General features: G+C 73.0%; 12 protein-coding genes. 6 read left to right on the forward strand and 6 right to left on the reverse strand.

The genetic code is table 11. From position 1 onward, the window contains the following. Positions 1–14: 14 nt before the first annotated feature. From AB0A95_RS01465 to AB0A95_RS01480, 4 genes are all read right to left on the reverse strand, one after another. On the reverse strand, positions 15–824 hold the full coding sequence (locus AB0A95_RS01465; protein WP_357553610.1) for an SAM-dependent methyltransferase: 810 nt from the start codon (positions 822–824) through the stop codon (positions 15–17). A gap of 187 nt (positions 825–1,011) precedes the next feature. Beyond that, positions 1,012–1,680, reverse strand: a complete 669-nt coding sequence (locus AB0A95_RS01470; protein ID WP_007072219.1) for a response regulator transcription factor — start codon at positions 1,678–1,680, stop codon at positions 1,012–1,014. Between the two features lie 7 nt (positions 1,681–1,687). Then, on the reverse strand, positions 1,688–3,376 hold the full coding sequence (locus tag AB0A95_RS01475; RefSeq protein ID WP_357553611.1) for a GAF domain-containing sensor histidine kinase: 1,689 nt from the start codon (positions 3,374–3,376) through the stop codon (positions 1,688–1,690). Positions 3,377–3,390: 14 nt separating this feature from the next. Next, entirely contained in the window at positions 3,391–5,205 is a 1,815-nt protein-coding gene (locus AB0A95_RS01480; RefSeq protein WP_357553612.1) for a long-chain fatty acid--CoA ligase, read from the reverse strand. A gap of 119 nt (positions 5,206–5,324) precedes the next feature. On the opposite strand from AB0A95_RS01480, the gene AB0A95_RS01485 reads away from it, so the two are divergent. The 6 genes from AB0A95_RS01485 to AB0A95_RS01510 all read left to right on the forward strand — a co-directional run bounded on the left by AB0A95_RS01485 (position 5,325) and on the right by AB0A95_RS01510 (position 10,572). Next, positions 5,325–5,780, forward strand: a complete 456-nt coding sequence (locus tag AB0A95_RS01485) for an SRPBCC family protein (protein WP_357553613.1) — start codon at positions 5,325–5,327, stop codon at positions 5,778–5,780. A 31-nt stretch (positions 5,781–5,811) separates the two neighbouring features. Then, positions 5,812–6,516, forward strand: coding sequence for a hypothetical protein (locus AB0A95_RS01490; protein WP_357553614.1), 705 nt, complete (start codon positions 5,812–5,814; stop codon positions 6,514–6,516). A gap of 71 nt (positions 6,517–6,587) precedes the next feature. Then, the gene (locus AB0A95_RS01495; protein WP_357553615.1) at positions 6,588–7,535 is read left to right on the forward strand and encodes an ROK family glucokinase; all 948 of its coding nucleotides are present in this window, start codon (positions 6,588–6,590) and stop codon (positions 7,533–7,535) included. 11 nt (positions 7,536–7,546) lie between these two features. Next, complete coding sequence (locus AB0A95_RS01500) at positions 7,547–8,239, forward strand: endonuclease/exonuclease/phosphatase family protein (protein ID WP_357553616.1); 693 nt, start codon at positions 7,547–7,549, stop codon at positions 8,237–8,239. Positions 8,240–8,353: 114 nt separating this feature from the next. Beyond that, entirely contained in the window at positions 8,354–9,760 is a 1,407-nt protein-coding gene (locus tag AB0A95_RS01505) for an NAD(P)-binding domain-containing protein (RefSeq protein WP_357553617.1), read from the forward strand. Next, on the forward strand, positions 9,757–10,572 hold the full coding sequence (locus AB0A95_RS01510; RefSeq protein ID WP_357553618.1) for an alpha/beta fold hydrolase: 816 nt from the start codon (positions 9,757–9,759) through the stop codon (positions 10,570–10,572). The genes AB0A95_RS01505 and AB0A95_RS01510 overlap by 4 nt, the downstream gene beginning before the upstream one ends. A gap of 86 nt (positions 10,573–10,658) precedes the next feature. Here the strand turns inward: AB0A95_RS01510 and AB0A95_RS01515 are convergent, their stop codons facing one another. After that, positions 10,659–12,170 carry a trehalose-6-phosphate synthase gene (locus tag AB0A95_RS01515; protein WP_357553619.1) on the reverse strand — a complete coding sequence of 504 codons (1,512 nt, stop codon included), beginning with the start codon at positions 12,168–12,170 and terminating at the stop codon, positions 10,659–10,661. A gap of 248 nt (positions 12,171–12,418) precedes the next feature. Further along, positions 12,419–13,270 carry a DUF308 domain-containing protein gene (locus tag AB0A95_RS01520; RefSeq protein WP_357553620.1) on the reverse strand — a complete coding sequence of 284 codons (852 nt, stop codon included), beginning with the start codon at positions 13,268–13,270 and terminating at the stop codon, positions 12,419–12,421. Between the last annotated feature and the right edge of the window lie 25 nt (positions 13,271–13,295).

Raw genomic sequence — 13,295 nt, forward strand, 5'->3', positions numbered from 1 at the left:
CGGCCCCGGGCGACTCAGCCACCGAGTCGCCCGACGCCGCCCATGAAGACCGCGCGCTCGGCGTCCTCCGCGCTCTCCGGGGTGTCCGGTCGCCACTGGGGCACCCACACCACACCGGGGTCGAGCAGCTCGAACCCGTCGAAGAGGGCGGTCAACTCGGCCCGACCGCGTATCCACAGAGGGTTGTCGGTGCGCCGGTAGACCCGCTCGGCCTCGGCGCGCTCGTCGTCGCTGCGCCCGTCGTCGCTGGCCTGCGACAGCACCAGATAACTGCCGGGTGCCAGGGCGTCGCGCAGCGTCCGCAGCAGCTCGGCCGGCCGGTCGTCGTCCGAGACGAAGTGCAGGACGGCCACGACCATCACGGCCACCGGTTGGCTCAGGTCGAGCAGCTTGCGGACCTCCGGGTGGGCCAGGATCGCCTCCGGGTGCCGCAGGTCCTCCTGCACCACCACCGCCCGGTCGTTGCCGGCGAGAATCTCGCGGCTGTGCGCCACCGCCACCGGGTCGACGTCCACATAGACCACCCGCGACTGCGGGGCGAGCCGCTGGGCGATCTCGTGCACGTTGCCGACGGTCGGGATGCCCGAGCCGATGTCCAGGAACTGCCGGACCCCGGCGTCGGCGAGGTGGTGCACGGCCCGGCGCAGGAACGCCCGGTTGGCCTGGGCCATCAACGGCGCCTCCGGCACCGCAGCGACCATCGCCTGTGCCGCGGCGCGGTCCGCGGCGAAGTTGTGCGAGCCACCGAGGTAGTAGTCGTACATCCGCGCGACACTCGGGCGCTCGATGTCGATGGTCTCGGGTGCCCAGTCTGGCCGCTGCATGCGTTCACCCCTTGAGTCCGCGTCGCGGGCGTCGTCGCCCGCGCGGGTATTGTGCACCCGCCACGCACGCCAGACCATAGCGCGCGGGCGGTTGCCCGCCGACGTCGGTCGATGCGCGACGGTCCGCGCTGGCCGAAGCTGGCGCGGACCGTCGGTCGTGCTTTCCCGCCACCGGAGCGGGGGCAGATCAGAACTTCGGCGCGTCCGGCGCCTCGAGCAGGCCGAGCCGCAGGGCGGTCATCAGCGCCTGGGCCCGGTTGGCCGCACCGAGCTTCTCGTAGAGCTTGGAGATGTGCGTCTTGGCCGTGGACTCGCTGACGAACAGCTGCTTGGCGATGCCCGCCACGCTCATCCCGTCGGCGAGCAGCCGCAGCACCTGCCCCTCCCGGGGAGACAGCTGCGGGCCGGACGGCGCGAGCCGGCGCTTCATCGCCTCGGCCAGATCGGCGGCGGTGAACGCGCTGGGGGAGGAGGCGGCGTGCCGCGCGGCGGCCACCACCTCGTCGGCCGGGGCGGTCTTCGGCACGAAGGCACTCGCGCCGGCCTCCAATGCACCGAAGAGCTGGTCGTCGCCGGCATACATGGTCAGCACCACGATGCCCATCGACGCACTGGACTTGCGCAGCGCGCGGGTCGCCTCCAGGCCACTGCCGTCGGGCAGCCGCAGATCCATGATCACCACGTCCGGCTGTAGGGCGCCGGCCTGGCGCACCCCCTCCGCCGCGGTGGCGGCCTCACCGACGACCTCGAACTGCCGATCGCGCTCGAAGGCGTGGCGCAGGCCCTTACGAATCAGGTCATGATCGTCAACAAGGAGGACCTTGGTGCGGGTGGCCGGTGTCGGACTTGTGGTCATCCTCGGGTTACTCCCCTTCTGGTGCTGCGCTGTCGCGCACGTTATCTCGGCGGGACGAGGTGCCGACAACCACGGCCACGGTTGTGCCGCTGGGTTGCCGCGGCCTGATCTCCAACCGGCCCCGGATACGTTCCGCCCTCTCGGCCATGATCGCAAGACCGTACCGTCCGTCGGGGCGCTGGTCAGCCATCCCCTGACCGTCATCCGACACTTCTATTTGCGCGTACGGGGGGTCGACCTCGCACGTGACCCACAGATTCGAGGCGCCGGCGTGCTTGCGCGCGTTGGTCACCGCCTCCTGCGCGATGCGCAGCAACTCGGCCTCGGTGGCGGCCGGCAGCCGGGCGGTGGACTCGTCGAGCGAGAGGTGCACCCGCAGCCCGCCGGAGGCGCCCACGGTGCGCGCGTACTCGGCGATCGCCGCGGCCAGCCCGCCCTGCCGGTCCACCTCACTGCGCAGCTCGAAGAGGCTCAGTCGCAGCTCCTGGATCACCCGGGTCACCTCGCCGCGCAGCGTCCGCAGGGCCTCGGCGGTCTCGTCGGCGTCGTCGAAGACGGTGGCCATGGCGTTGTCGATGCCGTAGCCGACCATCACCAGTTCCTGCGCCACCCCATCGTGGATCTCCCGGGCCAGCCGCTGCCGTTCCTCGTTGGTGGCCAGCGAGCGCACCTCGTCGAAGAGCAGCGCCGCCTCCAGCCGCAGCGCGGCCGGGCGGGTCAGCGCCGTCACCCGGGACACCACCGGCGGTGGGTACGCGTGCGCGGCGTCCGCCTCCAGCACCACCAGCCCCACCGTGCGCACCCCGGCGACCAGCGGGACGATCAGCGCGGACACGTCCGCGCCCCGGTGCGAGCGCGACTGTGACCGGGCGGCGGTGGTGGCCTGCTGGCTGGCCCAGGCGTCGGCGATCGCCGAGTCCGCGTCCAGCGTCGTCTCCCAGTCCACCCGGTCGACGCCGGCCTGGGCGAGCACGACGAGCCGACCGCCGCCGCTGGCCGACAGCACCGCGCCCCGGTCCGCCTGGGCCACCGTGCGCAACTCCTCCAGCAGGTGCTCGGAGATGCCGCCCGGGTCGAGGGTGGCACCGGGCAACTGGCGGGCCACGGTCCGTAGTTGGGTCAGCAGTCGGGTCGCCTCGGCGTACGGCTGGGGTTTGCCCTCGCCGCGGACCGCCATCACCTGGTGCAGCGTGCCGGCGGCGTAGAGGCCCAGCGCCGCCAGGATCAGCCACTGCGCGCAGACCGCGAGGTAACCCGGCTGGCCGAGCTGGACTCCTCCGCCAACCTCGGTCAGCGCGCCGCTGACCAGCAGGGTGGCGGCGCTGACCGCGAGCAGGGCGGCGCCTTCGCGGAAGCGGCGGCGCAGCGCGGTGACCGTCACCGGGACCGCCAGGTAGGGCAGCACCGCCGAGGCGCCGAGCCCGTCGACGGTGCCGATCGACGCCACCGCGGCCACCTGGCTCGCGGCCAGGCCCAGCACCACCACCTCGGCCACCCGGCTCAGCGGCGCGATCAGCTGGTGCTGCGGCGCCAGCAGGGACGGGAGCCCGGCCACCGCCAGCAGAGCGATCCACCACAGCTGGGTGACGTCGCGGGTGGCGAAGAGGGTCAGGACGGCGATCAGCGCCAGCATCACCAGGCGGGCGGCCGCGGCGAGGGGATGCGGGTGCGGTGCGGTGATCGTGGATGCGGGCACGTGACGGATGGTAGTCAGCCTCGGTAGATGTCGGCGATTTCCGCCGCGTACGTCTTGTGGACGACCTGGCGTTTGACCTTGAGCGACGGGGTCAGCTCGCCGGTCGCCTCGGTGAAGTCGTGCGGCAGGACCCGGAACATCTTGATCGCCTCGGCCTTGGAGACGGCCTGGTTCGCGGTGTCGATCGCGGCCTGGATCTCCCTGCGCAGGGCCTCGTGCTCGCGCAGCTGCTCGGCGGGGGTGTCGGCGGGTATGCCGGCACCTTCCAGCCAGGCCGGCAGCGCCTCCTCGTCGACGGTGACCAGCGCCGCGATGAACGGCTTGCGATCACCGATGACGACGCACTGGCTGATCAACGGGTGCGCCCGGACCAGGTCCTCCAGCACCGCCGGGGCGACGTTCTTGCCGCTGGCGGTGACGATCAGCTCCTTCTTGCGCCCGGTGATGCTCAGGTAGCCGTCGGAGTCGAGCTGGCCCAGGTCGCCGGTGCGGAACCACCCGTCGGTGCTGAGCGTCTCGGCGGTCGCCGTCTCGTTGCGCCAGTAACCCTGGAAGACCAGCTCGCCCGAGATCAGGATCTCGCCGTCGTCCTCGATCCGCACCGTCACGCCGGGCAGTGGGCGGCCGACGGTGCCGATCCGGGTGCCGGTCGGCAGGTTCGCGGCGGCGGCGGGCGAGGTCTCGGTCAGGCCGTAGCCCTCCAGGACCGTCACGCCGACGCCCCGGAAGAAGTGCCCGAGTCGGGCGCCGAGCGGTGCGCCGCCGGAGATCGCGTCGCGGCATCGCCCGCCGAGCGCGGCCCGCAGCTTGCCGTAGACCAGCCGGTCGAAGACCACATGCCGGGCGCGCAGCGCCAGGCCCGGACCGCCGGGGGTCTCCAGAGCCTCGCTGTACGCGATGGCGACCTGCTCGGCGCGGGCGAAGATGCCGCCCTTGCCGTCGGCCTCGGCCTTCTGCTTGGCCGCGTTGTAGACCTTCTCGAACACCCGGGGTACGGAGAGCACGAAGGTCGGCCGGAACGCCTGCAACTCGGCGACCAGGTTCTTGGTGTCGGCGCAGTGCGCCATGGTGGCCCGCGCCTGCACGACGCCGATCTGGATCAGCCGGGCGAAGGCGTGCGCCAGCGGGAGGAAGAGCAGGGTGGACGCGCCGGCGTGGAACAGGTTGGGCAGCACCGGCACCGCGTTGGCGATGTCGGCGTACATGTTGCGGTGGGTGAGCACGCAACCCTTGGGCCGGCCGGTGGTCCCGCTGGTGTAGATGATCGTGGCCAGGTCGTCGGCGCGGACCGCCTTGCGTCGCCTGTCGACCTCGGCCAGCTCGACAGTGGCACCGGCCTTGACCAGCTCGTCGACCCCACCGAGGTCGATCTGCCAGACCTGGGCCAGCTCGGGCAGCCGGTGCCGGACGTCGGCGATCAGGGCGGCGTGCGCGTCGGTCTCCACCACGACGGCGACCGCGTTGGAGTCCTCGATGATCCACGCGGCCTGCTCGGCGCTGGAGGTCTCGTAGATCGGCACGGTGACCGCGCCGACGGTCCAGATGGCGTAGTCCAGCAGCGTCCACTCGTACCTGGTGCGGCTCATCAGCCCGACCCGGGCGCCCGGCTCGATGCCGGCGGCGATCAGCCCACGGGCCACCGCGACCACCTCGTCGCGGAACTGTAGGCAGGTCACGTCGGCCCAGGCGGTGACGGTGCCCCCGGCGCCGGGGACGGGGCGGGCGAACTGGACGGCGTCGGGCGCGACCTCGGCGTTGTCCCAGACCGGATCGGTGAGGTTGGCCGCATCGCCGACGGTGACGATCGGCGGGACGGAGAACTCGCGCACCTGCACTCCTTCGTGCTCGCACTGGCCGGGCCGGCCACCGCCCTGCCGCGGCGGCTGTGTCGAAACCTACCCGGCGGGCGGTCGGGGTGGGACAGGCAGGAGGCGGGTAGCCTCCCCCCATGGCGGACTCCTCCACCCAGTCGATCATCATCGGCGCCGCACCGGATCGGGTGACGGCGGTCATCTGCGACTTCGCGCGTTACCCGGAGTGGACCGAGGCGGTGCGCCGCGCCGAGGTCGTCGAGGAGTACGAGGACGGCTACGCCAGCCAGGTGCGCTTCACCATCGACGCCGGGGTGATGGCCGACGAGTACGTGCTCGCCTACTCCTACGCCGAGGACCTCTCCCGGATCGAGTGGCACCTGGTCGCTCCCTCGAAGATGCAGAAGTCCCAGCGCGGCTCGTACGACCTGGTGGGCAACCCGGACGGCAGTACGACGGTGACCTACACGCTGGAGGTCGACCTGTCGGTGGGAATGCTCGGAATGTTTCGGCGCAAAGCCGAGAAGATGATCATGGACACCGCGTTGAAGCAGCTCAAGCGCCGGGTAGAAGTAACCGGTGCGGCGCAGTGACGGGTCCGGTGGCACGGTAGAGGAGCCGACGGTGGGCGGAACGGATCCGGGTTCGGCCCGGGAAGAGGCGGAGCGGCTTGTCGCCACCCTGCTCGCGGGGGCACGACTGGCCTCCGCCGGCTCGGCGGGCGGCGCGTTCGGCTCGCTGGGTGCGGTGTTGTCCGGTGTCCTCGGTCACACTGCCGACCCGGAGGGCCGGCCCGGCACCGGCGGTGCTTTCGCCACCGGATCGGCCGAATGCTGCGTCTGCCCGGTCTGTCGGGGCATCGCCGCGTTGCGTGACCCGAGTCCGGAATTCGCCGAACGCCTCGCGACCGGCGCCGGTGACCTCGCGGCGGGCGTCGCCAGCCTGCTCCGCGCGTTCTCCCCGGCGGAGCCGCCCGCGACGAGCGCGTCGTGGCCGACCACCGCGCCGACCGCCGCGCCGACCTCCGCGCCCGCCGCGAGCACCCACGACGTGGCTCCGCAGCCGGCCCCCGGCGACCCGCCCCCGGCGGCCGGCGACAACCACGTGTGGCGCGATGCCACCCGTAGCGGGCATGATTCTCAGCCGGCGCCGGAGCGGGATGTCTGGTCGGTCGCCACCCGGACGGCGGACCCACTCGCCCCGGCCGCCGCACCGCCCGTCGACGACGCCGGGCCGGCGACCGTTCCGGCACCGACCACTCGTCCCGCGGTGCCCGCCTCGCGGGTGCCGGACGACACCGGTGCGCAGGCACCGGGCGACGGCGCCTGAGCGCGGGACATCCCGACCCGGGCCGGCAGGCCGCCGGCACCCGGGTCGGACAGCAGAGGGGAGCGGCAGCGGTGACGCTGACCATCGGAGTCGACGTCGGTGGCACGAAGGTGGCTGGCGGTGTCGTGGACGACACCGGCACGGTCCTCGCGCAGAGCCGACGGGACACCCCCGCCGATGACGTCGGCAAGACCCGCGACGTCATCATCGAGCTGGTCGGCGAGTTGGCGGCCGGGCGGACGGTCGAGGCCGTCGGCATCGGCGCGGCCGGGTGGATCGACGCCAGCCGCTCGACGGTGCTCTTCGCTCCCAACCTCGCCTGGCGGGACGAACCGCTGCGCGAGTACGTCAGCACGGCAGTCGGCCTCCCCGTGATCGTGGAGAACGACGGAAACGTTGCCGCCTGGGCCGAGTTCCGCTACGGCGCGGCCCGCGACGCCGACGACTCCATGATCATGTTCACCATCGGCACCGGCGTGGGCGGCGGCATCGTCCTCGGCGGGGAGCTGATGCGGGGTGCGCACGGCATCGCCGCGGAGCTGGGCCACATGCTGGCCGTGCCGGACGGGCACCAGTGCGGCTGCGGCCGGCTGGGCTGCATCGAGCAGTACGCCAGCGGCAGCGCCCTGGTGCGGTTCGCCCGCGCCGGCGCCCGGCAGGAGCCCGACCGGGCCGCCGCGCTGCTGGACCTGGCCGGCGGCGAGGCCGAGGCGATCACCGGCCCGATGGTGACCGCCGCCGCGCAGGGTGGCGACCCCGTCTCCGCCGAGGCGTTCGCGCAGATCGGCCGGTGGCTGGGCACCAGCCTCGCCGACATGGCGCAGATCCTCGACCCGCAGACCCTGGTGGTCGGTGGCGGTGTGATCGACGCCGGTGACCTGCTGCTCGGCCCGACGCGCCGCTCGTACCTCGACGCGCTCGCCCAACGTGGTCGCCTGCCGGTGGCCGAGGTGCTCCCGGCGGAGCTGGGCAACAGCGCCGGGGTGATCGGCGCCGCCGACCTGGCCCGCCGGATCTGAGGCGGTCCGCGATGGGGGTGCCGCTGCGCGTCGTCTCGTACAACATCCACGGTCAGCGCGACGACACCGCCGCGCTGGCGGCGGTGGTCCGGGCCGCGCGGCCGGACGTGGTGATCGTGCAGGAGGGGCCGCGCCGGTTCCGGTGGCGGCAGAAGTCCGCCACGTTGGCCGAGTCGTTCGGCCTGGTGGTGGCCGCCGGCGGGCTGCCCGCGCTGGGCAACCTGCTGGTGACCAGCCTGCGGGTCCAGGTGCGGGGCAGCCGCTGCCAACGCTTCCCGCTGACCCCCGGCCGACACCTGCGCGGCGCCGCGTACGCCGACTGCCGGGTCGGCGACGCCCACGTCACCCTCGCCGGCTCGCACCTGTCCACCGACCCGACCGAGCGCCCCGCGCAGGCCGCCGAGTTCAAGCGCGGGCTGGAAGCGGCGACCAGCCCGGTGGTGGCCGGGGCGGACCTCAACGAGGGCCCGGACGGGCCGGCGTGGGCGACAGTGTCGCGCGGGTTGACCGACACCGCGGTGGCGGCCGACCGGGCGGACCGGCTCACCTACTCCTGCGCCGACCCGCGCCGCCGCATCGACGCGCTGTTCGTCGACCCGCGGATCACAGTTGTCGACTACGACGTGGTGGACACCCCGCAGACCCGACGGGCCAGCGACCACTTCCCGGTCCTTGTCGACCTGCTGCTGCCCGCCGCCGGCTGACCCCGACCCGGCCCGACAGTCGACGCGTCCGCCTCAGGACTGGACATCCGGCTCCGTTGTGGAGAGGATTTCGCGGCGACCGGCACGCCTGCCGTACCAAAAGGAGATGTCCCGGTGTCCACCTCCACCGACCACGGCCGGCCCGACCCGGAGGCGACCCCGTCCGCGCGCGGCGACGAACGCCCGGTCTCCGACCGTGGTGACACGGTCTGCGTCATCGGGGCCGGGGCCAGCGGTCTGACGGCCATCAAGAACCTGCGCGAGCACGGGTTCGGCGTCGACTGCTACGAACGGGAGACCGGCGTCGGCGGCGCCTGGAACTGGCGGCACGACCGCAGCCCGGTGTACGCCAGCACCCACCTGATCTCGTCGAAGCCGTTCACCCAGTTCCCCGACTTCCCGATGCCGGACTCCTGGCCGGACTACCCGCACCACAGTCAACTGCTGTCCTACTTCGAGCGGTACGCCGACCACTTCGACCTGCGCTCGCACATCTGGTTCGGCACCGAGGTGATCCGGGTCGAGCCCGCCGAGGGGGACCGGTGGGACGTGACCACCCGCTCCACCGGCGGGTACGGCCCGGAGCGCACCTCCCGGTACGCCGCCGTGGTGATCGCCAACGGGCACAACTGGTCGCCGAAGCTGCCCCGCTACGAGGGCCTGGAGGAGTTCCGCGGCGAGATCATGCACGCCTCGTCGTACAAGGACCCGGCGCAGTTGCGCGGTAAGCGGGTGCTGGTGGTCGGCGCCGGCAACACCGGCTGCGACATCGCCGTGGAGGCCGCCCAGCAGGCGTCGCGGTGCTGGCACTCCACCCGGCGCGGCTACTGGTACGCGCCGAAGTACGTGCTCGGCCGCCCGGCGGACCAGGTGAACGACACCCTGTTGGCGCTGCGGGTGCCGTTGCGGGTGCGGCAGTGGCTCTACCACTGGACGATGCGGTTGACAGTCGGTGACCTGACCCGCTTCGGCCTGCCCAAGCCCGACCACCGGGTGTACGAGACGCACCCGATCGCGAACAGCCAGCTCGTCTACTACGTGGGTCACGGCGGGATCGGCCCGGTGCCCGACGTCGCCCGGTTCCACTCGTACGGCGTGGAGCTGTCCGACGGCCGCGAGATCGACCCCGAGGTGGTCATCTTCGCCACCGGTTACCTGCCGCGCTTCGAGTTCCTCGACGCGTCGGTGTTCGCCGACAGCGCCGGGGCGGGTCGGCCCACGCTGTGGCTCAACGCGTTCACGCCGGGTCATCCGACCCTCGCCGTCGCGGGCCTGTTGCAGCCGGACTCCGGGTTGTTCACCCTGTCGCACTGGCAGACGGTGCTCTTCGCGCGGCTGCTCCAGGCACGTCGGGACCGGCCGGAACGGGCCATGGCGTTCGCGCGTCGGGTACGGGAGCGGGCCGGGGAGCGGTACTCCGGGCCGGTCAAGGAGAGCAGTCGGCACTGGTTCGAGGTCGGGCACGCCGACTACCTGCGCGCCGTCCAGCGCGCCCTGCACGACCTGGAGGGCAGCAAGTGAGCGGTGAGCTGCGGATCATGCGGAGCCGGGAGTGGGCACGTCCGGTCCGGCCGGCCCGACGGGAGGTGCTCAGCGTCCTTCCCGAGTTGGATGAGGGGCGACCGCCGTTGCTGTTCGTCCCCGGGTTCGGGCACGGTGCGTGGGCGTTCGCCGAGCACTGGTTGGGTCACGCGGCGTCGCGGGGGTTCCCGGCGTACGCGATGAGCCTGCGCGGGCACGGTGCCAGCGAGCCGGCGCCGGAGGCGACGCTGCGGGCGTACGCGCACGATGTGGTCCAGGTGGCCGCGGGCCTGCCGCGCCAGGCGGTGCTGGTGGGGCACGGTGCGGGGGCTCTGGTGGTGGCGCACGCGTTGGCCCGCTACCCGGCGCGCAGCGCGGTGCTGGTGGCGCCGGTGTTCGGTGGCTGGGGGGTGCTGGGCGCGGCGTTGCGCCGCAACCCGGCGGGCACGGTGCCGGCGGTGTTCGGTGGGGCGTTGCGGCTCAACGGTGGGCAGTTGTTCAGCAGTGAGTTGCCCGACGAGGAGGCCCGGCGGTATGTCGGGCGGCTCGGCCGGGCGGGCCGGCGGGCGCAGTGGGCGCTGCTGGGTGAGCCGGAGGCCGAGCCGGCGGTGGGCGCCCCGCCGGTGCTGGTGTTGGGCAGCCCGGACGACCGGGTGGTGCCGGCGTCGACGTTGACCCGGGTGGCCCGCCGCTACGGTTCGGCACCGCTGCTCTTTCCCGGCATGGGCCACGACCTGATGTTGGACGCGCGCTGGGCGGAGCCGATCGACGCGATCCTGGACTGGCTGGAGAAGGAGCCCACGGCGCACTGAGCACCCGCGCCCGCCCCGGTCGGGGTCGCCGCCGCCGGCTGATCGCCGGCGCGGGCGGGTGGGTGCTCGGCCGCCGGGGTGAGCGGTCAGCCGGCCGCCTGTTGGGTGGCCGCGGTGGTCGGGGTGGTGGGTTGCGGCACCCGGGCGTCGCCGCCGGGTTGGGTGTCGTCGCCGGGACCGGTATCGGCGCTGGTCAGGCGACTGGCCAGGGCGCCGCGCTCGTCCAGTGCGCGCAGGTAGGAGCGGGCCCAGGCCCGGATGTCGTGCTCCTCCAGGTGGGCGCGCATGGCCCGCATCCGCTGGGTGGTGTCGGCCGGGCTGGCCCGCAGCGCGGCGCAGATGCCCTGCTTGAGCCCCTCCAGGTCGTGCGGGTTGACCAGGTACGCCTGGGACAGCTCGGCGGCGGTGCCGGCGAACTCGCTGAGCAGCAGGGCGCCAGTGTCGTCCACCCGGGCGGCCACGTACTCCTTGGCGACGAGGTTCATCCCGTCGCGCAGCGGGGTCACCGCCATCACGTCGGCGACCCGGTAGAGCGCGGCCAGCTCGGCCCGGTCGAAGGGCTGGGTGAGGTAGTGGATCGCGGGCTCGCCGACCCGCCCGAACTCGCCGTTGATCCGACCCACCTCGCGCTCGATGCGCTCACGCAGGATCTGGTATTGGCCGACGCGTTCCCGGCTCGGCATCGCGACCTGCACCAACACCGTGTCGCGGACCTTGACGTCGCCGCTGGCGAGCAGTTCGCTGTACGCCTTGAGGCGCTGCTCGATGCCCTTCGTGTAATCCATCCGGTCCACGCTGAGGATGACCTGCCGGGGATCGCCGAGGTCCTGACGGAGGCGGCGGGCCCGCGCGGCCACGTCCGGGCGGGCGGCGAGCGCGCCCATCTCGGCGGTGTCGATGGAGACCGGGAACGCGCCGATGCGCACGACCCGGTCGTCGATGCCGATCCGCCGGTCGGTGGCCGGCAGGTCCAGCACCCTCGTCACCAACTGGGCGAAGTTGTGCGCCGCCTGCACCCGCTGGAAGCCGACCAGGTCGGCGCCGAGCATCCCGCGCAGCAACTCGGCCCGGCGCGGCAGTTGCATGAAGAGCTCCGGCGGCGGGAACGGCACGTGCAGGAAGAACCCGATGCGCAGGTCCGGGCGGAGTGCGCGCAGCAGGCCGGGGACCAGTTGCAGGTGGTAGTCCTGCACCCAGACCACGCCGCCCTGCTCGGTCACCGCGGCGGTCGCCTCGGCGAAGCGTTGGTTGACCCGCTGGTACGCCTCCCACCACCGCCGGTGATGCTGCGGCTGTTCGACGGCGTCGTGGTAGAGCGGCCAGAGGGTGGCGTTGGCGAACCCCTCGTAGTGGTCGCGCAGGTCTTCCGGGCTGAGCGCGACGGTGTGCATGCGGACGCCGTCCACGTCCGGTAGTGCGGGGGCGGGCCCGGTGCCGCCGGCCCAGCCGACCCAGGTCGCCGGGGTGTGCCGCAGCAGCGGGTGCAGCGCGCTGACCAGCCCACCGGGGCTGCGCCGCCACTCACAGGCCCCGTCGGGGGCCTGGCTGTCGTCGATGGGGAGGCGGTTGGCCACCACCACGAGGGAACTCTGTCGCATCTCGGGCATTCCGATCAGCAGAGGACTGACCGCCACGAGCAAGGAAAAACCGGTCAGTCAGCGGGGGAAGTGACGTACAGCGGTATTCCTACTGACAGTAAGTTACACCACTGTTACGCGCACGGCGGGTCGGAGCCGTCCCGGGATGCGGGCCCTGGGGCCTGTGTCAAAGTCCTCGGTCGAGCCGAGGCGGAGGCCAGTCGTCGTCTGGGCCCGCCGCAGGCCGGCCAGGGGCTTTGACACAGGCCCTAGACGACGGCGCCGTTGTCCGGGTCGTCCTCGTCCTCGTCGCCGGGGCGCAGTCGCCAGATCAGCGTGACGAAGCCGGCCAGGATGCCGGTGAACCCGAACAGGGTGACCGCCGAGCGGTCCACCGGGATCAGCGACGGAAAGAGGAAGAGCACGAACCCGACGACCACGCCGAGCACACCGACCACCGCGTACTTGCTGATGCGGGGAAGCGGCGGCGGTGGGGGCGGGTGGTAACCCTCGTCGTCCTCGTCGTCGGGCAGATCGGCCCCGAAGGTGTCCAGCCCGTCGAGCAGGGACGGCTCGTCCGCCCGGGTGTCGCGACCGACGGAGATCCCGGAGAAGTCGGTGGCGGACGGGAGCCGGCGGATGTCGGTGGCGGTGGGGCCGGGCTCGTCGGTCCCCGAGCGGGCCAGCGGGCCGGTGGTCGGCTCGTCCCGGGCGTCGCGGTCGTCCACGTCCTCCGAGGCCGGCCACGGGTGCTCGCCAACCGTGGAGGAGGTGTGGAAGCCGGCCACGATCCGCGCCCACTCGGCGTCGATGTCCGGTTCGTCGCGGGCGGGCGGCTGCTCGGGGGCGGTCTCGTCGGCGAGCTGGGTCAGATAGTCCCGGGCGGTGGTCAGGTGCGAGCGGTCGACGTAGAGCCGGTCGACCGGCCGGGCCGGAACGGTGGTGGTGCGGGTGACCGGGTTGAGGTCGGCGGAGGGCTGGAGGTAGGCGGCGATCCCGCCGGCGGCCAGCACGTCGAGCAGGTGCTCGCCGACGCGCGGATCGACGTCGCCGACGACGGCGTACTCGTTCGCGTCGAGCCCGTTGTCCCGCCGTCCCCGGCGGGCACCACCCGCTGACACCCGGACATCCCCCTTAACGCGCCTC

The organism is Micromonospora sp. NPDC049230 (assembly GCF_040647875.1).
Taxonomy (GTDB): Bacteria; Actinomycetota; Actinomycetes; order Mycobacteriales; family Micromonosporaceae; genus Micromonospora.

Excerpts from the sequence above, each read along its gene's own strand:
- AB0A95_RS01465 (WP_357553610.1), bottom strand. The coding sequence starts at position 824 with ATGCAGCGGCCAGACTGGGCACCCGAGACCATCGACATCGAGCGCCCG.
- AB0A95_RS01470 (WP_007072219.1), bottom strand. The coding sequence starts at position 1,680 with ATGACCACAAGTCCGACACCGGCCACCCGCACCAAGGTCCTCCTTGTT.
- AB0A95_RS01485 (WP_357553613.1), top strand. The coding sequence starts at position 5,325 with ATGGCGGACTCCTCCACCCAGTCGATCATCATCGGCGCCGCACCGGAT.
- AB0A95_RS01500 (WP_357553616.1), top strand. The coding sequence starts at position 7,547 with ATGGGGGTGCCGCTGCGCGTCGTCTCGTACAACATCCACGGTCAGCGC.
- AB0A95_RS01515 (WP_357553619.1), bottom strand. The coding sequence starts at position 12,170 with ATGCGACAGAGTTCCCTCGTGGTGGTGGCCAACCGCCTCCCCATCGAC.